General features: G+C 32.5%; 19 protein-coding genes and 1 pseudogene. 15 read left to right on the plus strand and 5 right to left on the minus strand.

Going from position 1 to position 23637, the window contains the following annotated elements; genetic code table 11:
- The first annotated feature begins 5 nt into the window (after window positions 1-5).
- The 10 genes and pseudogenes from CELLY_RS16140 (at window position 6) to CELLY_RS16185 (ending at window position 12672) form a co-directional block, all read left to right on the plus strand.
- Window positions 6-401: a hypothetical protein gene (locus tag CELLY_RS16140; RefSeq protein WP_229720477.1), complete on the plus strand. Its 396-nt coding sequence runs from the start codon at window positions 6-8 to the stop codon at window positions 399-401.
- Window positions 402-524: 123 nt separating this feature from the next.
- Window positions 525-4859, plus strand: a complete 4335-nt coding sequence (locus CELLY_RS16145; RefSeq protein WP_013622778.1) for a CusA/CzcA family heavy metal efflux RND transporter — start codon at window positions 525-527, stop codon at window positions 4857-4859.
- A 4-nt stretch (window positions 4860-4863) separates the two neighbouring features.
- Complete coding sequence (locus CELLY_RS16150) at window positions 4864-6069, plus strand: efflux RND transporter periplasmic adaptor subunit (RefSeq protein WP_013622779.1); 1206 nt, start codon at window positions 4864-4866, stop codon at window positions 6067-6069.
- Window positions 6070-6071: 2 nt separating this feature from the next.
- Window positions 6072-6485: a Fur family transcriptional regulator gene (locus CELLY_RS16155; protein ID WP_013622780.1), complete on the plus strand. Its 414-nt coding sequence runs from the start codon at window positions 6072-6074 to the stop codon at window positions 6483-6485.
- Window positions 6486-6541: 56 nt separating this feature from the next.
- Window positions 6542-6904 carry a DUF3703 domain-containing protein gene (locus CELLY_RS16160; protein ID WP_013622781.1) on the plus strand — a complete coding sequence of 121 codons (363 nt, stop codon included), beginning with the start codon at window positions 6542-6544 and terminating at the stop codon, window positions 6902-6904.
- Window positions 6901-8847: a heavy metal translocating P-type ATPase gene (locus tag CELLY_RS16165; protein WP_013622782.1), complete on the plus strand. Its 1947-nt coding sequence runs from the start codon at window positions 6901-6903 to the stop codon at window positions 8845-8847. Before CELLY_RS16160 ends, CELLY_RS16165 begins: the two co-directional genes overlap by 4 nt.
- A 1009-nt stretch (window positions 8848-9856) precedes the next feature.
- Window positions 9857-10369: pseudogene (locus CELLY_RS17365) on the plus strand (DUF6943 family protein).
- 125 nt (window positions 10370-10494) lie between these two features.
- Window positions 10495-11136 carry a DUF6266 family protein gene (locus CELLY_RS16175; RefSeq protein ID WP_013622785.1) on the plus strand — a complete coding sequence of 214 codons (642 nt, stop codon included), beginning with the start codon at window positions 10495-10497 and terminating at the stop codon, window positions 11134-11136.
- Window positions 11137-11594: 458 nt separating this feature from the next.
- Window positions 11595-11951 (plus strand): helix-turn-helix transcriptional regulator, encoded by a 357-nt coding sequence (locus tag CELLY_RS16180; RefSeq protein ID WP_013622786.1) that lies wholly within the window; start codon window positions 11595-11597, stop codon window positions 11949-11951.
- Window positions 11952-11976: 25 nt separating this feature from the next.
- Window positions 11977-12672, plus strand: coding sequence for a phage integrase SAM-like domain-containing protein (locus CELLY_RS16185; protein ID WP_013622787.1), 696 nt, complete (start codon window positions 11977-11979; stop codon window positions 12670-12672).
- 153 nt (window positions 12673-12825) lie between these two features.
- On the opposite strand, the gene CELLY_RS16190 is transcribed toward CELLY_RS16185, so the two are convergent.
- From CELLY_RS16190 to CELLY_RS16200, 3 genes are all read right to left on the minus strand, one after another.
- Complete coding sequence (locus CELLY_RS16190) at window positions 12826-13542, minus strand: nucleotidyl transferase AbiEii/AbiGii toxin family protein (protein ID WP_013622789.1); 717 nt, start codon at window positions 13540-13542, stop codon at window positions 12826-12828.
- 22 nt (window positions 13543-13564) lie between these two features.
- Complete coding sequence (locus CELLY_RS16195) at window positions 13565-14356, minus strand: type IV toxin-antitoxin system AbiEi family antitoxin domain-containing protein (protein ID WP_013622790.1); 792 nt, start codon at window positions 14354-14356, stop codon at window positions 13565-13567.
- 86 nt (window positions 14357-14442) lie between these two features.
- Window positions 14443-15288 (minus strand): AraC family transcriptional regulator, encoded by an 846-nt coding sequence (locus tag CELLY_RS16200; RefSeq protein WP_013622791.1) that lies wholly within the window; start codon window positions 15286-15288, stop codon window positions 14443-14445.
- A gap of 146 nt (window positions 15289-15434) precedes the next feature.
- Between CELLY_RS16200 and CELLY_RS16205 the strand changes: the two genes are divergently transcribed.
- From CELLY_RS16205 to CELLY_RS16220, 4 genes are all read left to right on the plus strand, one after another.
- On the plus strand, window positions 15435-16391 hold the full coding sequence (locus CELLY_RS16205; protein ID WP_013622792.1) for a dihydrodipicolinate synthase family protein: 957 nt from the start codon (window positions 15435-15437) through the stop codon (window positions 16389-16391).
- Between the two features lie 157 nt (window positions 16392-16548).
- A complete protein-coding gene (locus CELLY_RS16210) occupies window positions 16549-18126 on the plus strand; it encodes an aldehyde dehydrogenase (NADP(+)) (protein WP_013622793.1) in 1578 nt (525 codons plus the stop codon).
- Window positions 18127-18129: 3 nt separating this feature from the next.
- Complete coding sequence (locus CELLY_RS16215) at window positions 18130-19140, plus strand: 4-hydroxyproline epimerase (protein ID WP_013622794.1); 1011 nt, start codon at window positions 18130-18132, stop codon at window positions 19138-19140.
- 1 nt (window position 19141) lies between these two features.
- Entirely contained in the window at window positions 19142-20389 is a 1248-nt protein-coding gene (locus CELLY_RS16220) for an NAD(P)/FAD-dependent oxidoreductase (RefSeq protein WP_013622795.1), read from the plus strand.
- 397 nt (window positions 20390-20786) lie between these two features.
- Here the strand turns inward: CELLY_RS16220 and CELLY_RS16225 are convergent, their stop codons facing one another.
- Complete coding sequence (locus tag CELLY_RS16225) at window positions 20787-21491, minus strand: LytR/AlgR family response regulator transcription factor (protein ID WP_013622796.1); 705 nt, start codon at window positions 21489-21491, stop codon at window positions 20787-20789.
- Window positions 21481-22536, minus strand: a complete 1056-nt coding sequence (locus CELLY_RS16230) for a sensor histidine kinase (protein WP_235183531.1) — start codon at window positions 22534-22536, stop codon at window positions 21481-21483. The genes CELLY_RS16225 and CELLY_RS16230 overlap by 11 nt, the downstream gene beginning before the upstream one ends.
- 294 nt (window positions 22537-22830) lie before the next feature.
- Here CELLY_RS16230 and CELLY_RS16235 point away from each other — a divergent pair, with 294 nt between their 5' ends.
- Window positions 22831-23583 (plus strand): nitroreductase family protein, encoded by a 753-nt coding sequence (locus CELLY_RS16235; RefSeq protein ID WP_013622798.1) that lies wholly within the window; start codon window positions 22831-22833, stop codon window positions 23581-23583.
- Window positions 23584-23637 lie beyond the last annotated feature (54 nt).

A 23637-nucleotide genomic window follows, 5' to 3' on the forward strand; every position in this document is an offset into this window, starting at 1 on the left:
ATTATATGAAAATATTTGTTTCCATATCAATGTCTATTTTATTCTTTTTTCAAGGGATAAGCATAGATATGGACTTTTGTGGTCCAATTAAAGAAATTTCAAATGTAATTACCCATTATCAAGACCATAAAGTTTATGGAGACTCTTTCTTTGAATATGTAGTTGAAGATTACATTGAGAGCGATGCTAAAAATGAAGAGCATCATCATAACCCAGATAAGGAGAATACACCAGTCCATTCCCATAATCAATGTTGTCACCCTTTGGTATTAATTATTGCGAACAATAATTTGGCTTTAACCAATCTATTAAAGTTTGAAGAGAAAAAACAATATAATTTACATAAAGTAAACTTCACTTCCAGATATTTGGAATCACTTTTCCAGCCACCTAAAGTATAATTCAGTTTTTTAATGGATAGCTATATCCAATTTTGAGCCTAAAGGGTTCATTTCATTTTGTGTAATTCTATTTTCTTATATCAGAATTGTATCGAATAGTTTAACTGAATTAATACATTTTCTATGATTAATAAAATCATTGATTTTTCAATCAATAACAAATTCATTATTGGTTTGCTTACGCTTACCATAATCGGAACAGGTATTTGGAGTATGACCAAAGTGCCAATAGATGCTGTTCCAGATATTACCAATAACCAAGTACAGGTTATTACACAATCCCCCAATTTAGGTACTGAAGATATTGAGCAAATTGTTACTTATCCAATTGAAGTGGCAATGAGCAATCTTCCTGATGTTCAGGAAATAAGGTCAATTTCTCGTTTTGGCTTATCTGTGGTTACTATTGTATTCGATGATGATATGGGAACCTATCTGCCTCGACAATTAGTAGCTGAAAAACTAAACGAAGTCAAAGAGCAAATTCCTGCTGGTTTTGGCGAACCTACTATGGGACCAATTTCAACAGGATTGGGAGAAATTTACCAATACACCTTAAAAGTAGCACCAGAGTACAAAGACAAATATACCATCACAGATTTACGCTCAATGCAAGATTGGATTGTACAGCGTCAAATGGCTATGGTTGAAGGTGTAGTTGAAGTAAACGCCATAGGTGGTAAGATTAAACAATACGAAGTAGCGGTTGACCCAAACGATTTAAACGCTATTGGTTTAACCATTACAGATGTGTTTAATGCGCTTGAAGCCAATAATCAAAACACAGGTGGTGCGTATATCGAAAAAAACCATCAGGCTAATTTTATTCGCGGTGAAGGCTTGGTGCGAAGTTTAGAGGACATTAAAAAAATCACAGTCAAGAATATTAATAATATTCCCGTAACTATAGGAGATATTGCTACAGTACAATTTGGTTCTGCAATACGCTATGGTGCATTAACTCAAGATGGAGAAGGAGAAGTTGTTGGTGGTTTGGTAATGATGTTAAAAGGTGCTAATTCTAATGATGTTATCGCCAATGTAAAAGAGCGAATGACTCAAATTGAAAAGTCGTTACCAGAAGGCGTAATTATTGAACCATTATTAGACCGAAGTAAATTAATTGGCGAAACAACTTCTACAGTAACAACTAATCTTATTGAAGGTGCATTAATCGTCATTTTTGTGTTGGTCTTTTTATTAGGTAATTGGCGAGGAGGTTTAATAGTTGCCTCTACTATTCCATTATCCTTATTATTTGCTTTTATTTTAATGAATGTTTTTGATGTTTGGGTAAACCTAATGAGTTTAGGAGCAATTGATTTCGGAATCATTGTAGATGGTGCTGTAATTATTGTTGAAAGCACTGTTTTTCTTATAGCATCACAAGTTTTGAAAAAGAAACAACTTACATCTAAAGAAAGAGATAAAGTTTCTTCTAATGCTTCAAAAAAGATGATGAATGCTGCCTTCTTCGGTCAGTTGATTATCCTTATCGTTTTTCTACCCATTTTAGCCTTACAAGGTATTGAAGGAAAGATGTTTAAACCAATGGCTTTGACCTTTATTTTTGCTATGATTGGTGCAATGGTACTTTGTTTAACCTATGTGCCAATGATGTCAGCTTTAATATTAAGAGCACCTAAAAACGATAAAAAATCTTATGGAGATAGATTTGTGCATTGGGTTGAAGATAAATACCAACCTTTATTGGTTAGAGCCTTGCGAAAAGGGAAATGGGTAATTGGTATTGCAGTTGTGTTGTTCGGAATAACCGTTTTTATGTTTTCAAGAATGGGTGGCGAGTTCATTCCGCAACTCGATGAAGGTGATATTGCATTTCACGCTATTTTAAAACCAGGTAGTTCACTTACAGAAACTATTGAAACTACTACCAAAATAGAACAAATAGTAAAAGCAAAATTTCCAGAAGTTGATAAAATTGTGAGTCGTATTGGTGTTGCCGAAATTCCAACCGACCCGATGCCTATGGATATTGCCGATGTTTTTGTAATTCTGAAACCTAAAAGTGAATGGACTACTATAGAATCAAAAGATGAATTGATTGAAGCAATGAAAGAAGCAGTTGAAATGGTTCCTGGTGTTAATTATGAGTTTACACAACCTATTGAAATGCGTTTTAACGAGTTATTAGAAGGTGTTCGTGAAGATATTGCTATAAAACTTTATGGTGAAGACATTGATATTCTATCTCAAAAAGCCGAAGAAATATCTAAAATTATCGCAGGTACTGAAGGTATTGGTGATATGAAAGCGGAAGCCACAACAGGTTTGCCACAAATGACAATCAATTACAACAGGAATAAATTGGCGCAATATGGTCTTCAAATAAATACGCTTAATCAAACCGTACAATCTGCATTTGCAGGTGGTACAGCAGGTGTAATTTTTGAAGGTGAAAAACGCTTCGATTTAGTAGTACGATTAAGCGATCAAAACCGTAAGGATATTTCAGATGTTCAAAACCTGTATATCAATTTACCTTCGGGTGCTCAAATTCCTTTACGTGAAATTGCAGATGTAAGCTATAAAGCAGGACCAATGCAAATCAGTAGAGATAACACCAATAGAAGAACCTATGTAGGTGTTAATGTTAGAGGACGTGATGTAAAATCGTTAGTAACTGAAATTAAATCAAAATTAGATGCACAATTAGAATTACCATCAGGTTATTTTATTCGTTATGGTGGTGCATTTGAAAATTTAGAACGTGCCAGCAACCGATTACAAACCGTTGTGCCTATTGCATTGTTACTCATATTTATACTAATATATTTTGCATTAAAATCTTTACCACAGACCTTAATGATTTACATAGCTATTCCAATGGCAACTATTGGTGGTGTTGTGGCGTTGTGGTTACGTGATATGCCATTTAGTATTTCGGCAGGTGTTGGTTTTATTGTGCTGTTTGGTGTTGCAGTTTTAAATGGTTTGGTAATGATAAGCGGACTCAACGAATTAAAAGAAGAAGGTGTAACCAATCTAAAGGATAGAATAGTTGAAGGTACTAAACGAAGAATCAGACCTATTATGCTAACTGCTTTTACAGATGTATTAGGCTTTCTACCAATGGCTATTTCATCATCAGCTGGTGCAGAAGTACAACGTCCATTGGCAACGGTTGTTATTGGTGGATTATTAACTTCAACTTTGCTTACCTTATTTGTTTTACCAATTTTATATCATTGGGTAGAAAACAAATCTTTTACGTTTAAGCCAAATAAAAAGTTAGTAACAGCAACAGCAGTTGTATTATTACTATTTGGCTTTTCACCACAAAGTAATGCACAAGAGTTGAATGATACAATTCCCGAAATTTCATTACAGGAAGCTGTTAAACTCGCAAAAAGTAATTATCCATTATTGAAGCAAAAGCAGTTGGAAATTACAAAACAAGAACAATTAAAATCGACTGCCTATGATTTCGGAACGACTCAAATTTTTACAGGTGGAGAAGAAATTGATAATGGAAATGGCATCTATACAACCATTGGTATTGGTCAATCAAATATCGATGTATTTGGCATTGGTTCTAAAAAGAAGCTACAAGAACAACGCATTCAATTGGCACAAAAAGCCTTTCAACTTTCCGAGTTGGAATTAGAATTGGAAGTTAAAAAAGCTTGGTCTAATTGCTATCAAATGAAACAAAACTATGATTTGTATAAGGAATTGGATTCCATTTATTCCAAATTCGAGCAAGCAGTAGCTTTAAATTATGAAGTCGAAGCTATTTCTAAATTAGAATATTCGGCAGCAAAAAATCAAGCGTTTCAAATTCAGAATAAAAAAGCGCAAGCCTATAGTAATTATCTTATTGCCTTACAGCAATTCAATTTGTGGTTGGTATCAGAAGAAATTTTTACAGTTTCAGATGAATTTGAGGTAGCGATAGATAGTGATCTGGAAACATTCAGTATTGAAAGTCATCCATTGTACAGTATGTCGCAGAACATTGTAGATGAAGCGGAAGCTAAATATAAAGCTGCAAAAGCAGATAATTTGCCAAAGTTCAATCTTCAAGGTGGTTTACAAAAAGTAAATGGCAATTCAGGATTTTACACCTATCAAGCAGGAATTTCAGTTCCGTTTTTATCAGGTTCTAGCAAAGCACAAGTTAGAAGTGCCAGAATTGATAAAGAAATAGCGGAAACCAATGTAGCGTTCAAAAAACAGGAAGTACAATCAAGGTTTGTTCAGGCTAAAGAAAATTATATGAAATGGAAAACATCTTGGGAGTTTTACAAAGACCAAGTTTTACCATTAACAAAAGAGCAAAAAACAGGTGCATTACTGGCATATAGAGAAGGCGAAATTGATTATACTGCATTTACGCAGTTGATAAAAGAAGCAATTCAATCGGAACTGGAAGCACAGACTGCATTAGTAAACTATTTAGAAAGCACATTTCAATTACAATATTTTAATAAATAAGACAATGAAAAACAAAATATATAAAATCCTCACCGTAATGGTGTTAGCCATATTTGTTTCAGCTTGCGGAAATAAAGAAAATCATAACGAGAATGATGGTCATTCCCACGATGAGGAAGAAAAAACAGAAGTTAACGAAGAGCATCACGATGAAGACGAAGTAATGCTTTCACAACAGCAATTCGATGCATTGAAAATGAAAATAGATACGTTAGCATTACGTAATATGAGCGGCTATGTAGAAGCAAACGGAACGTTAGAAGTACCACCACAAAACGAAGCAGCTATTACTACTGTTGTTGGTGCAAATGTCGTTTCAATTGAAGTGATTGAAGGTGATAAGGTTAATAAAGGTCAAGTTGTGGCTTATCTATCGCACCCAAATATCATACAAGCGCAAACGGATTATTTAAACGCTTATAGCAATAGCGAGCTTGCAAAGAAAAATTATGAACGTCAACAAAAATTATACGATGCTGGTGTTGGTTCTGGTGCTAATTTCCAGAAAGCAGAAGCAGAATATCAAGCATCAAAAGCAATGGTTAATGGTTTAGAAGCGCAATTAAGAATACTCAACGTTAACACTACATCAGTTCGCAATGGAACAATTGCACAGCGCATAGCATTGCGAAGTCCAATAGAAGGCTTTGTGCAAAAAGTTGAAGTAAAAACAGGTCAATATGTAGAGCCACAAACCGAATTATTTGAAATTGTAAATACGCATCACGTTCACGCCGATTTAATGGTTTTTGAAAAAGATGTTTATAAAGTACAGAAAGGTCAGAAAGTTAACTTTACGGTACAATCCATACCAGATGCAGAGCTTATCGCAGAAATCTATTCCGTAAGCAAAACCTTTGAGGACAACCCAAAAGCAGTCCACGTTCACGCAGAAATAGAAAACAAAAAAGGTAACTTAATTCCTGGTATGTATATTCAAGGTAAAATTCAAGTAGATAATACCCAAACAAAAGCTTTACCAGAAAGTGCAATTATAAAAGAAGGCGAAAGATATTATGTGTTTTCAGTAGAAAAAGAAAATGACGATTGGAGCTTTAAACCTATCGAAGTTGTGTTAGGCACTAAAGATGGTGATTGGGTATCGGTTCAATTTACTGAAAACATAGAAAGTAATACAAAATTTGCTTATAACAATGCTTATTATCTTAACGCAGAAATGAAAAAAGGAGAAGCAGAACACGCACATTAATTATGGAAACAATAGAACAAGTATTAGAGTCAAAAAATATTCGTGTTACAGCAATGCGTTTGCTTATATATAAGTTTCTTGCAGAAAAAGAGGTCGCTGTTACTTTAAGTGATATTGAAAATGCTTTCTCAAAAGCAGACAGAACCACTTTATACAGAACTATTAAAACCTTTGAAGAAAAGGCTATTGTGCATCAAATAGACGATGGTACAGGGATTACAAAATATGCATTATGTGAAAAGGGATGTAATTGTGAAATTGAAACCGATTTGCACTTACATTTCCATTGTAATAATTGCAATGAAACCATTTGCTTAACAGAACATAAAATACCTCAAATAAAAGTGCCAGATGGTTTTGTGTCAGAGAATGTAAATTTGGTGGTAAAAGGTATTTGCGATAAGTGTAGTGTCTAATTATTGCACTTCCATTGCACTTACTATTAAAGTACATTTATCCAAAATTAGAGGATATGAAGTTTAATACTAAAATACCTAAACATCTAAAACAGGCGTATAACCAAGAATTAAAACAATACAGTTTCTGTTTAGAAAATAAGCAGTTTGGTAATGCTTGGTATCATTTAGAACGTAGTCATATAATAGGACAATCTTATCCTATAGAACATACCTATTCACATTGGCTTATGCTAAAGTTTGGATTTAGACAAAAAGATACGAAAGAAGTAATAGGTCAAATAATTAGGTTGCTTGTGGGTGGCTGGAAATCATTTATAAATCACGTTCCACTTGGTAATACTGGTGGAGCAAACGTGCCACCATTAAAACGAATGCCTATTCCCAATGACATTGAAAAATTATTAGATATTAAATGAAAAAAAAGAAAGTCAATTTAAGAGATTTAAAACCAAATTCAGAAGTGCAACACACGCATAATGATGGTCATAATCACGGTAATGGAAGTGCATTCAAAACCTACGTGCCTGCAATAATAAGTTTTACAATGCTTATCATTGGTATAGGTTTAGATTATTTTGATGTTTCATTCTTTAAGGATTGGATTCGTATTGCTTGGTATGGTATTGCATATCTTCCTGTAGGGTTTCCTGTTGTAAAAGAGGGTTGGATTAGTATTAAAAAAGGTGATGTTTTTACAGAGTTCTTTTTAATGTCTATAGCAACCATTGGTGCATTTGTTATTGGTGAATATCCCGAAGGTGTTGCAGTAATGCTATTTTATGCAGTAGGCGAATTATTTCAAAGTGCTGCTGTAAATCGTGCAAAAGGAAATATAAAAGTATTATTAGATGTTAGACCTAAAGAAGCCAATGTATTTCGTGAGGGAGATTATAAAAGTGTTTCGCCTGAAGTTGTCAATATTGGAGAGAAAATTCAAATTCGTGTAGGTGAAAAAATTCCATTGGATGGCATTTTATTATCCGAAAAAGCATCTTTAAATACAGCTGCGTTAACAGGAGAAAGCAAACCAGATTCCATTCAAAAAGAAGCAAAGGTTTACGCAGGTAGTATTAATTTGGAAAGCGTTATTGAAGTTGAGGTAACCAATAAGTTTGAAGACAGTTCTATTGCGAGAATATTAGACTTGGTTCAAAATGCAACAGCACGTAAATCTAAAACAGAATTATTCATCAGACAGTTTGCTCGTATCTACACACCAATTGTAGTGTTTTTAGCTATTGGTGTTACTTTTATACCTTACTTTTTTGTAGATGATTATGTGTTTAGAGATTGGTTATACAGAGCATTAATTTTCTTGGTAATATCTTGTCCTTGTGCGTTAGTGATTTCAATTCCATTAGGATATTTCGGTGGATTGGGAGCAGCTTCAAAAAATGGAATCTTATTTAAAGGTGCTTCATTTTTAGATGCAATGACCAAGATAAATACTTTGGTAATGGACAAAACAGGAACCGTTACCAAAGGTGTTTTTAAAATCAAAGAAGTAAAAGCAATTGGTTGGAATGAAACCGAATTTATGCAATACTTAATGGCGATGGAAGAACAATCCACGCATCCAATTGCTAAAGCCATTTTAGAGTACAAAGCTGAAGGTGAAGATTTTGAAGCACAAGACGTTTCTGAAGTTGCAGGTAAAGGTTTAAAAGGCATTGTAAATGGTAAAACAGTTTTAGTAGGTAATAAAGCCTTAATGACTGCGAATAATATTAATGTTCCAACGGAAACGGAATCTATTGTAGAATCGATAGTGTTGGTAGCAATCGATAATCAATTTGCAGGTTTTGTAGTAATAGCAGATGAATTAAAGGAAGATGCAAAAGAAACAATTACTAATTTACATAAAGTAGGCATTAAAAATATTATGATGCTTTCCGGTGATAAAGATTCCATTACGCAACAAGTCGCTAAAGAGTTGAACATCGAAAATGCTAAAGGTGGTTTGCTACCAGAAGATAAATTAAACGAAGTTGAAATTTTAAAGAAAAATCCTGAAAACAAAGTAGCTTTTATAGGTGATGGTATTAATGACGCACCAGTTTTAGCAGCAAGTAACGTTGGTATTGCAATGGGTGGTTTAGGGAGCGATGTAGCTATTGAAACAGCAGATGTTATCATTCAAACAGACCAACCTTCAAAAGTAGTAAGAGCCATTAAAATAAGTCGTTCTACACGTAAAATTGTTTGGCAGAATATCATTTTAGCATTTGGTGTTAAAGTTATTGTCTTAATTTTAGGAGCAGGTGGTTTAGCTACAATGTGGGAAGCAGTTTTTGCAGATGTAGGAGTAGCATTATTAGCAATTTTAAATGCAGTTAGATTACAACGAATGAGTTGGTAATTGTCCCCACAACCCAAAACCCAGTTTTTTCGTACCTCAAAATCCTCTGTCTTTTGTGCTGTTCCGCTCGCCAATGCATAATTGGTTTTATGTCATAATACTTGTATCCAACGCTATAATAGCACATTACTTGTTTTATTTAAAAGTATCTATATAAATAAATTAGTACAATAAAAAAGCAAAGAGCTATTGCCAACGCTCAAACAACTATTACGCCAAAAAACCAATCCCAAGCTATGTTACATAATAGAAGTTATAGGAGCAAAAATCCTTTCAATGGTTGCCTACGGCGTTTTATTATATTTTCGTCGCTATAACTGCTATTATGTAAAATATCCGCTATTCCAACGCTCACATTCGAACTTCTAACTACATTTTCAACAAACATTAAACAGTCGAACATTCAAAAGGGTAACGTTAATTTATTATAATATTCGTTATCTCATTCAACTGCACAAAACCATCGTTAAGTCCAAGTATTCCTTACCTCAAGTCTTTGTTTGTTTCATTTCGTTAACAAATATTAATGTCCACTTTTCCCCACCACCCAAGAAATAGGATATAAAAAAATAGGTTTAGAATATGTAGTAATACGCCATAGCACATTACTTTTTATCGTGCCTCAAAAAAGCAATAAGCTATTGTCTAAAAGTCCTGTATAAGTAGCTTGTTTAAATGCTGTTTTATCAAACAACTATTTAAAACGCTACATATACAAACGCTTCATCCAACGCTCAAATACGAACTGAAACCTATTTTTTTAAGTGTTAATTCCCCAGAAAAGTTAAAAGTAAATTGAATCAAGTTTAAACCGATTTGAAATATTAAAATAAAAAAAAATGGCAAATATATGTGGCTACCTCTGCCAACCGCACAAGGCTATAAAGGTCAAGCCCTACGGGTTTTGAATAAAACTTTTTTTCAATACCCTTTTTCTTTTGATTTAGACATTCAACTCAAAAAACTTTTATCCAAAAACCTTGACAGCCTTACCCACGCCACAACAACTATGGCTATCTTTTTTCTTTTCAAAAAAAATAATGGCGCGAAGCGTAGCGAAGCAATTTTAAATTGGATAGCTATGTCAACTTTTGAACTAAAAACACACCAAGTCGGAAAGACTTACTCGAACCCTCATTTTTTCATTCTAAACAAAGGTCTAAACAGCGGAAAACCACTCTAAAAATCCTGTGCTAACTGTTTCGTTGTCACTACTACAACAGAAGAGGTAAAACACACACTTTTTCACTTATCTATGATGTTGCAAATAGGCGGTTTTTACGCTTACTATTTAAAAGGTAGTGTTATTCCGTTTATTTCAATAGATGATTGTAGGAACACTTTGAAAAACAGCTACAGCTCATTGTTTTATGATGCAATTCAGTTGCAAAAACATATTAATATTGTGTCAGCAATTAATAAAAAGGAAAAGGAGCTTCATAAAATTATTTCAAAAATGGCAGATTTGAAAGTATCATATATCCAAAGTTTATTTTCTAAAATGCAAAAAGAAGCAATCTAAAGCAACAAAATCCATATCAAAAGAATAGCATAAAACTTGCCATATATTTCAGCGGAAGGTACAACTTCGTGTTAAGTCCGTACCAAGTCCGAAGAAAATTATGTTTCATTTAAATTATTTATGTTATGGGTAAAATTGCTCAAGGTATTTTAGGAGGTCTTTCAGGTAAGGTTGGTAACGTTATCGGTGGAAGCTGGAAAGGAATTGATTACATTAGAATTAAACCTTCAAGTGTAGCCAATCCAAGAACTGTTGGTCAAGTAAACCAAAGAACCAAGTTTACTGCCACTTTAGAATTTTTACAGGCTGTAAAGCCTTTTATTAAGTTAGGATATAAAGGGTTAGCTGTTAAGAAAACAGAATTTAATGCTGCAATGTCGTATGTATTGAATAATGCTATTACAGGTACTGAACCTAACTTTGTTGTTGACTATCCGAACGCTTTAGTAAGTCGAGGAGGTTTATCTGGTGTGCTAAACCCAACGACTGATTTAGCAACTGCTGGAGAAGTAACGTTTGGTTGGGATGATAACTCTGCTGAAGGTAACGCAAATGCTACTGACAAGGCGATGTTATTGGTTTACAATCCTTCAAAAAAGGAATCCATTTCTTTACTTGATGGAGCAGACAGAACAGTAGGTTCTCAAATTATTCCAATCCCAACAACTTATGCAGGAGATACAGTAGAGCTATTTATGGCTTTTATTTCTGCTGATGGTAGTCAAGTATCAAACAGTATTTATTTAGGCTCTGGTACAGCTAATTAATGCTTGGTGTTTTTATTTGGAAACCGCTCTAATCGAGCGGTTTTTTTTATGCTATATTTGTTGCTCTATTTATTAATAGTTGTTACTAATCTTCTCTTATTATCCATTTTTTGTATGCTATTTGTTGCCCAAATACAATAGCACCAATGAATACAAGGGTAGTTAAATATTGTATTGGGAAGTAAATAAGTATTTTATTTGATATCATTTAATTTCATTTGACGTCAAATACCTAAAAATCAAATGATTACAAAAACACCTATATTCCTTCTCTTTCTTTTTTACGTTTATATTTTCAATATTTTCACACCATTTTTACACCTTTTTTTACTAAATTCTTAAAAGGTGTAAAATTTACACCTCATTATAGGTTATTTCGCCAAAATGTCCTCTTATGTCCTTTTATGTCCTCATAGGACTTCTTAGGACCTCTTATAACTTTATATAGTTAGTTTATAATGAGTAGTAAAATTCAAGTACAAAGAATTTGTGAATACTGTAAAGAAGAATTTACGGCTAAAAAAACTACAACCAAATATTGCTCACACAAATGCAATAGCAGGCATTATAAAGAAAAAGTAAAACAAGCTAAAATCTCAAAAAGCAATGAAGAAACTACCCATAAAATAACGTTAGAAGTAGAAAAATTAAATGTTTTGGAATTTTTAACTCCAAAGCAGGTTTCAGTGCTCTTGAGTTGTTCCATAAAAACTGTATATCGTAATATAAAAAAAGGTAATATCAAAGCGATTAATTTTGGAGAAAGAACTATTAGAGTTAAACGTTCTGACATAGATGATCTTTTTAAAATGTAGTTTAACAATAGGTAAATTTCAAATTATGAAAATAAGTCTTAGAAAAAAGAAACTTGCAACTGGACGCATTAGTCTATACTTGGAGTATTATAATGGCTATTCTATAGATGAGAATGGAAAGACGATTCACGATAGGGCTTTTGAATATTTAAAACTTTATTTACACGGCAACCCAATCACGGCAAATGAAAAGAATGAGAACAAACAAACATTAAATCTTGCTGAAAATATATTAACGCTTAAAAAAGCGGAGTTAATAAAAGGCAAATTCAATATTGAAGATAATCAGAAGGGAAAAACGTTGCTTTTAGATTATTACAAAAAACTTCAGGAGGAGCGATATGAAAGCAAAGGTAATTATGATAATTGGGAAGCTGCATTTAAGCACCTAGAACGTTTTAGCAAACTCAATATAGCCATTAAAGATATTGATGAAGACTTTTTAAAGGGGTTTAAAAAATACCTTCATAAAGAGGCTAGAACAAATGGGGAGACACCATTATCTCAAAACACAAAATACACTTACTTCAATAAATTGCGTGCTGTATTAAGAGAAGCTTACGCTGAAGGATATTTGAATATAGATGTTGTTAAATCGGTCAAAGGATTTAGCCAAGGGGAATCTAAAAGAGAATACCTTACACATTCTGAACTGCAAGCACTTAGTGAAACGAAATGTAAATACTCTGTTTTTTCACGCGTATCTTTAGTTTCCACATAAGAACTTACCGATAGGTTATAATCGTTTTCAGCTATTTTAGAATTATCAAATGTTTAAAATCCCATCCATCTACAGAACCACGCACTTCGTTGGCTATTTTCCATATTTGACTTTGTAATTCGGCTCTTTGATTGTTACTTGTCATTTATTGTTTTATATCTTATTTATTAATTCGTTCTTTAACCATTCAAAAGCAGCCTCTTGATTATATTCTATTTCAGGTCGTAATAAAGCTTCCATATCTCCAGTGAAATTGGAATCATTCTCTTTTTCTTCTATGTTTAACAAAAATTCTTTTTGACTCGGTGGTTTATTTCCTGTTGAAAAAATAGTGTACTCCTTAAAACATTTTATAATTTGTTCTATATCTAATTTTATATTGAGTCTAGAATAATCTAAATCGAATAAATCTCGTCCTTTGCTTCGTTGATATAAAGCTCTTAATTTAGTGCCTAGTAATTCATTTATGCTATAAGTTCTAATTTTGCAACTTCCCACAAACCATTCGCTTTTTACTTCAAAAGGAAAATCAACCCAGTCTAAGACGTTAAAATGCTCTTTACAGTTAATTTCTAGTTTAAGGCGTAATCGAATATTCTCATACTCCGAATTAAAACGATACATCGCTTTAGCTCCATGACCTCCAATTTTTGTATTTCTAGGTTCTTCAAAAAAGGTTACTACCTCCCCTATTCTTTTCATAATTGGTTTTATTGGCCCTTCTTTAATTTGTACTAAATCGATATCCTCAGAATATCTTGGTGCGGGATTTAGGTATAATTTATGTAAAGCCGTACCTCCCCTAAAGGCAAGATTTTCTCTTAAAAAATCATCTGAGAAAATGATTTCCAAGGTGCTTGTTCTTGCCATTTGGCTATATATGGTCTTGGTATCATAAATCACTTTCTAGTTTAATATTAACATCAACTTTCCATTTATTGTCTACTGCTCCAGGTTTCTGGTTTGATTTTGGGCTTAGTAATACAGGATAAAATTTATTAGAATCTATATACTCAAAAAGAATGCTTGTTAATTTTTCATCTGCTTGAAGTTCTTCTAATAAAAAGCCAAACCTTTGCAAAGCACTTTTATGTGGATACCATTTAAGCAAATCTCTTAAATCAGAAACTTGAATTTCTTCTATTAGCTCCTCTAATACAGACAACATCCTATTAATGCCCCCAAGTTTTGTTTGATGGTAAATTAAATCTACTGCTGTAAGAACTGAGTCAGATATTTTGAAATACCCTGCATCTGATTTTTTAGTGGTTATATTTTTCCTTGGCCATTTTGAAATTGTAAAAAAACGTAAATTAATAGCTCCTTTATCAATATCTAATAAAGTTGGTGTGGATGTAATGATATAGTCACGTTGAATTTGCTGATGACTTGCCCCATGGAATTTAGCTGCAGAATACAACCCTATGTAATAAGGCCTGTCTATACTTTTAAATAAATTATCACTATATAATTCAATCGGTAATTTTGCTTGCTTTGAATACCTTGGCGGAATAATTAAATAAAAACCTTTTCTTAAAGAGATTATATCCCCTTTTTTCGTTAAATACGATAAATCAGATTTAACATATTTTTTATCTTTTTCAATAGCGGTATAAAGTTCTTCTGTAGAGAAAGAGTATTTCTCTAATGAAAGCCGTTCTTTTATAAATTCAGATAACTGCAATTATAGTAATTTTGCGAGAAAGGTAGTAAAAAATACTACTTATCTCGTATTTTTACTAAAAAAAATTTAATGTAGTATAGGTTCCATTAAAGGTTAGTCTTCCTAAATGAATTGGGAGTCATATGTTTTATAATCTTAAATTGTCTATTAAAGTTAGAAATGTTATTAAATCCGGATTTAAAAGCAATTTCATTAATAGATAAATCCTTGTCAGCTATTAATAATTTACAAGCATTTTCAATCCGTAATTCAATTAAAAAACTAATAAACGTTTTATTTGTTCGTTTTTTAAAATATTTACAAAAGGCATTTTTTGTCATATTAGCAACGTTTGCAACATCATCCAAAGTTATATTTTGATACGCGTTTTCAAATGTGAAATCAAATACATTACGCATTCTTTTTCCTTCAATATCAGTGTATTTTTTATTGTAAATAAACGTTGAAAGAGGAGCTGATTTTGCATTAGAAATTTTTTTTAGTATTTCTAAAAATAAAATAAAACGTTCAAATTTAGAAGCATCTTTTAGTTTTATAAAGTTTTTTTTAATATCGTTTTTATGTGTTTTAACCTCTAAACCTTGTAAAGTTTTAGATAAGAAATGATTTATTTCAGCTAGTTCATTCAATTCAAAAAAAGAATCTCCAAAAGAAGATGCTGTAAAAAACAGACTCAACATTTTAGAGTGAATTACTGCGTTTTTATCACTTTTAAAAGCATGAGGTAAATTGCTTCCAATAACAAAAAGATCATTTTCAGAATAGCTAGAAATACGATCACCAACCAATAAAGAACCACTACCTTTTTCGATAAAACTTATTTGAATTTCATCATGTTGGTGCAATTTATCATAAAACACCAATTCAATATCTTCTTGATAAATTAAGGAGTTATTATCTGGTTTAGGAATTTTAAATGGTAAAACTTTCATTTAAAAACAATTAAATTTTAATCTAAAATTATTCAATATTACAAAATTATATAGCATTAAGGATAATATAGTATCAAAATTGAATAATTTAATCTTATTTTAAAATTTGTTAACTCTTTAATTTTACTAGCATTAAAAATAGAATTATGAGTATACAATGGAATGGCGTTATGCCAGCTGTGTTTACCTGGTTGAAAGAGTCAAAGTCTGGAGCTCTTGAAATTGACCTTGATGCAACACAAAAACAGGCTGCAGACATTTTAAAGGTTCAAGGAAAAAGCGGAAGCAGAATGAGTGGACTTGTCGGTTCTGGAACCCTGGGTGAGAATAGTTACCTGAGCAATAACCAGCGTCTTTCTTTACTTAAATCCCTTTCTGAGGTTGCTAAAAAATATAACGTCCCGTTAATTAGCGGAGCAGCAGCAGAAACTAAGGAAGAACTTGCCAAAATTATTGAGGGACTTGCTACAGTTGGAGTTGATACAGTTATGGTTATGCCTCCAAAAACGAAAGCGGTTCCTTCTGAAAAAGAAATGTATGAGTACTATGCACTTTCTGAAGCAACTGCAAAAGATGTAGGCGTAACAATTATGCCTTATAACAATCCTGATGCAGCCGGTTACCATTCGCTCTCAACAGAACTTCTTAAAAGACTTTCTGTTCTTCCTATGGTAACAGCCCTTAAAATATCAACTATAGATGTTTCAATTATAGAAACCTTGATGTTAGAGAATAAAGATTTAAAAGTTTTGGCTGGAGTAGACACAGTTACTATATATGCCGGACTTGCTGGAGCAAGTGGTGGCATTACAGGTGTAGGTACTATCTTCCCAAAAGCAAGTGTAACTATGCAGGAGTATGTTTCAAATGGACAATGGACTAAAGCATACGAAATTTCTCAGGCTTTAAATTCATTATCGTATCTGGATGCTCAGCCACTGCTTATGGAATATCTTAAGCTTGCTATGGGAATTCATCATAATGATGTTGCTGGGGGGCTACGTACTTTTGGTAAGAAATTAACACAACAGCAAATTGATGATGTCCGTGCAAGATATATTCTTGCAAAAGAAAGACTTGAAGTTCTCGACTTACTAGGTTAAGCCTTTCAAATATTTAAAAGAAAAAGCTTCTTTATTCTAGCTATGATTTTGAAAAAAAACTTTTTAATCTCAAGCTATTATTGAAAAAATTTTTAGAATCAATAAGAAGTAGCTACAAACCAATAAAATTGAAAAAACATTTAAAAAATAAGTATAGATGATATCAGGAAAAAACTTTATTGGCAATCAATTATCTGCCAACGGAACCAAAACATACAAAACCTTTAATCCGGAATTAAATACAGAGAATGCTATTGTTTTTACAGAAGCAACAGCTCAAGAAATTGATGATGCAGCAAATTTAGCAGCATCAGCTTTTAAAGAATTTAGAGCAGTTCCTGGAATCAAAAAAGCAACATTTTTAAACGCAATTGCCAATGAAATTTTAGCACTAGACGATGTATTGGTCAAAACATATTGCTCAGAAACAGGTCTACCAGAAGGAAGAGCAAAAGGAGAAAGAGGAAGAACAATTGGACAATTACAGAACTTTGCAAATTTAGTAGCAGAAGGGTCTTGGGTTGAGGCAACAATAGATACAGCACAACCTAATAGAGAGCCAATGCCAAGATCAGATATCAGAAAAATGTTAATTCCTTTAGGTCCAGTAGTCGTTTTTGGCGCAAGTAATTTTCCTTTAGCCTATTCTACAGCCGGTGGAGACACAGCAGCAGCTTTAGCTTCAGGTTGCCCAGTAATTGTAAAATCCCATCCAATGCATTCTGGAACAGGAGCACTAGTAGCATCTGCAATTATTAAAGCAGCTGAAAAAACAGGAATGCCAAATGGTGTGTTTTCTAATCTAAATTCTAGTGGAATAGAAGTTGGACAACAATTAGTGGCACACCCAAAAGTAAAAGCAGTTGGTTTTACTGGAAGCATAAAGGGCGGAAGAGCCTTATTCGAATTAGCTTCAAAAAGAGCAGAACCAATTCCTGTTTTTGCTGAAATGGGAAGTATAAATCCAGTTATAATTTTACCCAAAGCATTAGAAAATAGACAAGCAGAAATTGCTAAAACGTATGCAAGTTCTATTACTTTAGGAACGGGTCAATTTTGTACAAATCCAGGATTATTATTAGGTATTAAAAGTGACGCTTTAACAAGTTTTATAAACAACGTATCAGAAGAAATTATTAAAATAAATCCGTCGTGTATGTTGCATCCAAATATTAAAAAAGGATACGTCAGAAATAAAGAAAAAGTAGTGTCTCAAGATAACGTTACAGTAACAGCAAACTATAGATCCGACGTTCAAAACAATTATGCAACACAAGCTATTGTTTCTGTTGATGGAAAAACATTTTTAGAAAATTCGACATTACATTTAGAAGTTTTTGGACCTTTTTCTATGATTGTCCAATGTGAAAACATATCAGAACTAGAAACCGTTATTGCCAGTTTAGAAGGGCAATTAACAGGAACTGTAATTTCTGATTCTAACGAAGTTGCTAACTATCCAGCAGTAATTACAGCGCTACAAAACAGAGTGGGACGTATTATTTTTAATGGCGTTCCAACAGGCGTAGAAGTTTGCGAATCTATGGTACATGGAGGTCCATATCCTGCGTCTACGGATAGCAGATTTACAGCAGTTGGAATAGGTTCTATAAAGCGTTGGGTACGTCCGTTTAGTTATCAAGATTGGCCAAATGATTTGTTGCCAAATGAATTAAAAAACAATAATCCTTCCAATATTTTTAGAGTTATAAATGGAATAAGATCAAAAAATTAAGAAATGAGTAAGCACACGTTTGTTTGTATAGATGCACATACTTGCGGAAACCCTGTTAGGGTTATAAAAAGTGGAGGTCCAAAATTGATTGGAAATACCATGAGCGAAAAACGACTTCATTTTTTAAAAGAATTCGATTGGGTAAGAAAAGGGTTAATGTTTGAGCCTCGAGGGCATGATATGATGAGTGGTAGCATCTTGTATCCACCACATAATCCAGAAAATGACTTTGCTATTTTATTTGTTGAAACGTCAGGTTGCTTACCAATGTGTGGACATGGTACAATTGGTACCATTACAATTGCAATTGAAGAGGGTTTAATACAACCTAAAATTCCAGGGAAAATTAAAATGGAAGCGCCTGCTGGTTTAGTAGAAATTGAATACAAGCAAATAAACAATAAGGTAGAATGGGTAAAAATTACTAATGTAAAAAGTTATTTAGCCGCTCAAGATTTAACAATAGATTGTCCTGAATTAGGAGAGATTATTTTTGATGTTGCTTATGGTGGAAATTATTATGCCATAGTAGACCCTCAGAAAAACTTCTCTGGTATTCATAATTTTACAGCGTCAAAGGTTATTCAATTTTCTCAAATAGTACGAGACAGAATTAACGAAAAATATCCTAATCAATTTGTTCATCCAGAAAATGAAGCCATAAAACATGTAACACATATGTTGTGGACAGGTAATCCTTTAGACCCAACATCATCAGGAAGAAATGCTGTATTTTATGGAGACAAAGCTATAGATAGAAGTCCCTGTGGAACTGGCACCTCTGCTAGATTAGCACAATTGTATACCAAAGGAAAATTAAAAGCCGGAGAAGCGTTTATACACGAAAGTTTTATTGGAAGTAAATTTATAGGACGTGTTGAAAAAGAAACCGTTTTAGATGGTAAACTAGCCATAATACCAAGCATACAGGGCTGGGCAAAAATTTTTGGATACAATACAATTACTATTGATGATCAAGATGATCCTTATGCACATGGTTTCCAAGTAATTTAATATGAATAAAAACGTAATAATCATTGGTGCAGGAATAATAGGTTTAAGTACAGCTTATTATCTTGTAAAAGAAGGCCATCAAGTATCAATAATCGATAAGTCTAATTTCTCAAGCGGGGCATCTTATGTTAATGCTGGTTATATAACACCTAGTCATTTTATTCCGTTAGCAGCTCCAGGAATGATTAATAAAGGGATTAAGTGGATGTTTAATCCAACTAGTCCTTTTTATATAAAACCCCGTTTAAATGCTGATTTTTTAAATTGGACTTGGGCGTTTAAAAAATCTGCTACTGCCTCTAAAGTGGAAAAAGCAATTCCCGTAATTAAAGCTATTAATCTTTTAAGTAGAGATTTATATGAAGATATTAAAGAATCTAACACTTTTAATTTTCATTATGAACGTAAAGGTTTATTAATGTGCTATCAATCTGATAAAGTTGGTGAAGCAGAATGGAAGATCGGTAAACGTGGAATTGAAGAAGGTTTAGGTGTTAAAAATTTAACTAAAAAAGAAGTGGATGTTCTAGAACCAAATGCAAACCTGAATATTAAAGGTGCTATTTATTTTGATTCAGATGCACATATGACTCCAACAGATTTTATGCCAGAAATGGTAAAGTTTTTAAAGACAAAAGGAGTTATTTTTTATGCTAATGAAGATGTAAAAGATATTGAGGTAACAAACCGAACAGTTTCAAAAATAATAACAAACAAACAAAAATTAAAAGCTGATGAAGTTGTTTTAGCAGCTGGAAGTTGGAGCCCATTATTGACTAAAAAACTAGGCTTACAAATTCCAATACAAGCAGGGAAAGGATACAGAATTAATGTAAACAGAGAAACAGGAATTACAATTCCCGCAATACTATGCGAAGCAAAAGTAGCTGTTACTCCAATGCAAGGATTTACACGTTTTGCTGGCACAATGGAAATGGCTGGCATTAATCATAATATTAATCCAATGAGAGTACAGACTATTGCCAATGCAGCAAAAAATTATTATACTAATTTGAATATTACTGTAGCAGAAAAACGGTCTGCAGACTGCGGCTTGAGACCTTGCTCTCCAGATGGTTTACCTTACATTGGTAAATCTTCTAAATGTAATAATTTAACAATTGCAACTGGACACGCGATGATGGGTTGGAGTTTAGGACCAGCAACAGGAAAGTTAGTTTCCGAAATAATTTCAGAAAAAAAGACTACTTTAGATTTAAGTTCATTTAATCCCGACAGAAGATTTTAAATGAGACTCGACTCAATTCCTAATATTTCATTACAAAACAATTGATGCTTGAACAATAGTTTTTTAGCACTAATTCTTTATTTAAAAGTAATTTTGTGATGCTATGGCATTTTTATGATTGAGAAATAAGTGTGTTTTAAAAAGTAATTCTTTAAATAAGTTAATATGCCATAAAGAATATGACTGAAAAGGGATGAATAATTTCTACAAACTTTATTTAAAATAGAAATTATAATAAGTTTAATCAATTGAATTCATTAATCCAATTATTATTTTAAAGCGTAATATTAAAAATATTATACAACAATAAGAAAACATAGTATTACACCTTATTTACACCTTAACAGCTCTAAGGCACTGTATTTAAAGGATTGCTAATTTCTGTATTGGGAAGTAATTAATTAAACTTAATAATCTCCATAATTTCACGTTTATAGGTAATACCTATAGGAATAGATTTTTGCTGTATTATCAAACAATCTTTATCTATTGTTTTTATTTTATTTATTGCTACAATATAAGATTTATGAGAGCGAACAAATAAACTTGAAGGCAATTGCTTTTCAAGTTCTGTTGTAGTAATTGTTACTACATAGGTACGCTTCATAGTATACACTTTTACGTAGTTTCCATAGCTTTGTGTAAAAAGAATATCATCTAACAATATAGTAACCATATCGCTACCTATTTTAAGAGAGATGTCTTTTGCTTCTTCTTTTGGTTCTGGACTATTCTCAATAGCATTTTTATCCTCAAAATGTGCTATTGCTTTTAAAAACCTTGGATAAAAAATGGGTTTTAATAAATAGTCTATCACTCCATATTCATAACTTTCTAATGCAAACTCGCTATACGCCGTGGTTAAAATTGTTTTTGGCTTATTAGGTAGTGTTTTTAGCAACTCCATACCTGTAACTTCTGGCATATCAATATCTAAAAACATTAAATCTACAGGATTATTTGTAAGATATTGCATAGCTTCTAACCCATTATACAGCTGATGTTCTAACGACAAAAAAGGATTTTTGTTAATGTAGTCCGAAAGCACATAATGCGCTGCTGGTTCATCATCAACAATTATACATTTAATTTTAGTTGTCATTCTGCTTTGTTGTTAGGTTGATATGTAAATTCACCAAAAACTCATCTTCTTCTGTTATTTTTATGGTATGATGGTTATGATAAATTAACGACAAACGTTTTAAGGTATTTTTAAGTCCAATTTTAGTAGAATCTATTTTTCGTTTCTTTTTCGGAATACTATTTTTCACCACAAATGATAATTGACCCTCTTTTACATCTATAGTAATGTTTACGAAACATTTTTCTGCTGATGCGGTTCCGTGTTTAAATGCATTTTCTACGAACACAATTAACATCATTGGTGCAATTTTATATGCATTTGGATGGTCTATAGAACTCGTAAAACTAATATCGCATCGGTAACCAACACGTTCTTTTTCTAACTCTACGTAGCTTTTTAAAAACTCAATTTCTTGCTCTAAAACCACAGTAGATGTATCGCTACATTCTAACTGGTAACGCATTAATTGCGATGTATGCATTATTAAATCTGGAACACGCTCTGGGTATTTTAAACTAATACCGTACAACGTATTAAAGGTATTGAATAAAAAATGCGGATTTAATTGCTCTTTTAAAGAGGATAATTGTGCGTTTTTACTCAGCAGCTTTTTATTATCTTCTCGCTTACTATTTCGATAAAACTTGAATATTAAACTAATAGAAACAATACAGATTAAACTTACCATTAAAGTTCCTGCTTGGTACGTATAGCTTTTTTGTGCTATAGATTTATATAAAAAACAGTTTTTATAAATCCAAAGCGTAACAGAATGGTACGTTATTATTGTAAAAACACCTAATAAACCTATACTTGCTAAAATATAAAGTAAAGGTTGCTGCTTTTTTAACAGAATAGGTAATAAAAATGCGCGGTTAATTTGTGCGTGAATGTAAAGCAATAAAAAATAGCAAAAACCTGTAAGTAAGCTTCGCCAATTATGAATCAATATCCAATCGTTGAGGGTAAAAAGCACAAACGAAATAAGTAAAATAAACAGCTCTTGCGACCATTTGTTTTCTACTATTTTACTTACATATTTATTCATAACCCACTTTTTCATACAAAAAAACCAATTTTAATTAAGAAAAAGCTAAAAAATATGACGAGTTCAATTCGTCATTTGATGACTTTAGTTGGTCATAAAATTCCAACATTAACAAATCTTGCTTTCTACTTTTGCAACATAAAATCAAAGTGTTTTGTGTGTTATTAAACACTTTAAAACTCTTGTCACTTTTATAATTAGGCTTGCAGCGCAGCAAAGTTAAGGACTAGTAGTTGGTATACACAAGAATGTTTAACCATTCTTTTAAAATGTAATCTTAAAACTAATATTAATATTTAAAAAAAATAAATGATGAAAAAAACTATTTTAATCTTGACAGTTGGTGTAGGACTTTTAGCAGCCTGTACTTCAAAAGAAAAAGAAGAAACAACAAAAAATGCTGTTGGAACTCAAATTATTGAAGATTTGAGTAATCGCTATACATCAAAAGCATACGATAAAACAAAACGCGTTTCAGCCGAAGATCTAGCAACAATAGAAGAAGTATTACGCTTATCGCCTTCCTCTATAAACTCACAACCATGGAAATTTATCGTTATTAAGAGTGATGAAGCAAAACAGCGTCTGGCAAAAACTTTTGAGAAGTATAAATTTAATCAACCACACGCTACCAGTGCTTCAGAAATTATTCTTTTTGCGAATAAAGTACATTATAGCAAAGAGGATTTCAAAAAACGATTAGACGCTAGTATGGCTGCTGGGCGTATGAATCAAAAAGGGTATGACAAAATGCTAACAAATGCATTTAAATTTGCTGAAATGACAGCCGATGAAAACGGAAACAATAGTCATTGGACAAAAGCGCAATCTTACATTGCTTTGGGTAACGTACTGCACACATTGGCACGCTTAAAAATCGATTCTACACCAATGGAAGGTGTAGATGCGGATGAAATTAAGAAAGAATTTGCCAAAGAGTTAGGAGATGATTACGAATGTACTTTTGCTTTAGCAATTGGTTATCACAACGATGGAAAAGATTACAACCGTAAATTGCCTAAAGCACGATTGGCAAAAGAAGATGTAATTCTTGAACTTTAATTAAAAGTATTTTTTATTAGATGTAGAGGTTATTTATGAATTTCCTCTACATTT

Source organism: Cellulophaga lytica DSM 7489, assembly GCF_000190595.1.
Classification (GTDB): domain Bacteria; phylum Bacteroidota; class Bacteroidia; order Flavobacteriales; family Flavobacteriaceae; genus Cellulophaga; species Cellulophaga lytica.

What these genes read in the sequence shown, in the direction of transcription:
- CELLY_RS16140 (WP_229720477.1), top strand. Translation starts at nt 6, where the DNA reads ATGAAAATATTTGTTTCCATATCAATGTCTATTTTATTCTTTTTTCAA.
- CELLY_RS16145 (WP_013622778.1), top strand. Translation starts at nt 525, where the DNA reads ATGATTAATAAAATCATTGATTTTTCAATCAATAACAAATTCATTATT.
- CELLY_RS16150 (WP_013622779.1), top strand. Translation starts at nt 4,864, where the DNA reads ATGAAAAACAAAATATATAAAATCCTCACCGTAATGGTGTTAGCCATA.
- CELLY_RS16155 (WP_013622780.1), top strand. Translation starts at nt 6,072, where the DNA reads ATGGAAACAATAGAACAAGTATTAGAGTCAAAAAATATTCGTGTTACA.
- CELLY_RS16160 (WP_013622781.1), top strand. Translation starts at nt 6,542, where the DNA reads ATGAAGTTTAATACTAAAATACCTAAACATCTAAAACAGGCGTATAAC.
- CELLY_RS16165 (WP_013622782.1), top strand. Translation starts at nt 6,901, where the DNA reads ATGAAAAAAAAGAAAGTCAATTTAAGAGATTTAAAACCAAATTCAGAA.
- CELLY_RS16175 (WP_013622785.1), top strand. Translation starts at nt 10,495, where the DNA reads ATGGGTAAAATTGCTCAAGGTATTTTAGGAGGTCTTTCAGGTAAGGTT.
- CELLY_RS16180 (WP_013622786.1), top strand. Translation starts at nt 11,595, where the DNA reads ATGAGTAGTAAAATTCAAGTACAAAGAATTTGTGAATACTGTAAAGAA.
- CELLY_RS16185 (WP_013622787.1), top strand. Translation starts at nt 11,977, where the DNA reads ATGAAAATAAGTCTTAGAAAAAAGAAACTTGCAACTGGACGCATTAGT.
- CELLY_RS16190 (WP_013622789.1), bottom strand. Translation starts at nt 13,542, where the DNA reads ATGGCAAGAACAAGCACCTTGGAAATCATTTTCTCAGATGATTTTTTA.
- CELLY_RS16200 (WP_013622791.1), bottom strand. Translation starts at nt 15,288, where the DNA reads ATGAAAGTTTTACCATTTAAAATTCCTAAACCAGATAATAACTCCTTA.
- CELLY_RS16205 (WP_013622792.1), top strand. Translation starts at nt 15,435, where the DNA reads ATGAGTATACAATGGAATGGCGTTATGCCAGCTGTGTTTACCTGGTTG.
- CELLY_RS16210 (WP_013622793.1), top strand. Translation starts at nt 16,549, where the DNA reads ATGATATCAGGAAAAAACTTTATTGGCAATCAATTATCTGCCAACGGA.
- CELLY_RS16215 (WP_013622794.1), top strand. Translation starts at nt 18,130, where the DNA reads ATGAGTAAGCACACGTTTGTTTGTATAGATGCACATACTTGCGGAAAC.
- CELLY_RS16220 (WP_013622795.1), top strand. Translation starts at nt 19,142, where the DNA reads ATGAATAAAAACGTAATAATCATTGGTGCAGGAATAATAGGTTTAAGT.
- CELLY_RS16225 (WP_013622796.1), bottom strand. Translation starts at nt 21,491, where the DNA reads ATGACAACTAAAATTAAATGTATAATTGTTGATGATGAACCAGCAGCG.
- CELLY_RS16230 (WP_235183531.1), bottom strand. Translation starts at nt 22,536, where the DNA reads ATGAAAAAGTGGGTTATGAATAAATATGTAAGTAAAATAGTAGAAAAC.
- CELLY_RS16235 (WP_013622798.1), top strand. Translation starts at nt 22,831, where the DNA reads ATGATGAAAAAAACTATTTTAATCTTGACAGTTGGTGTAGGACTTTTA.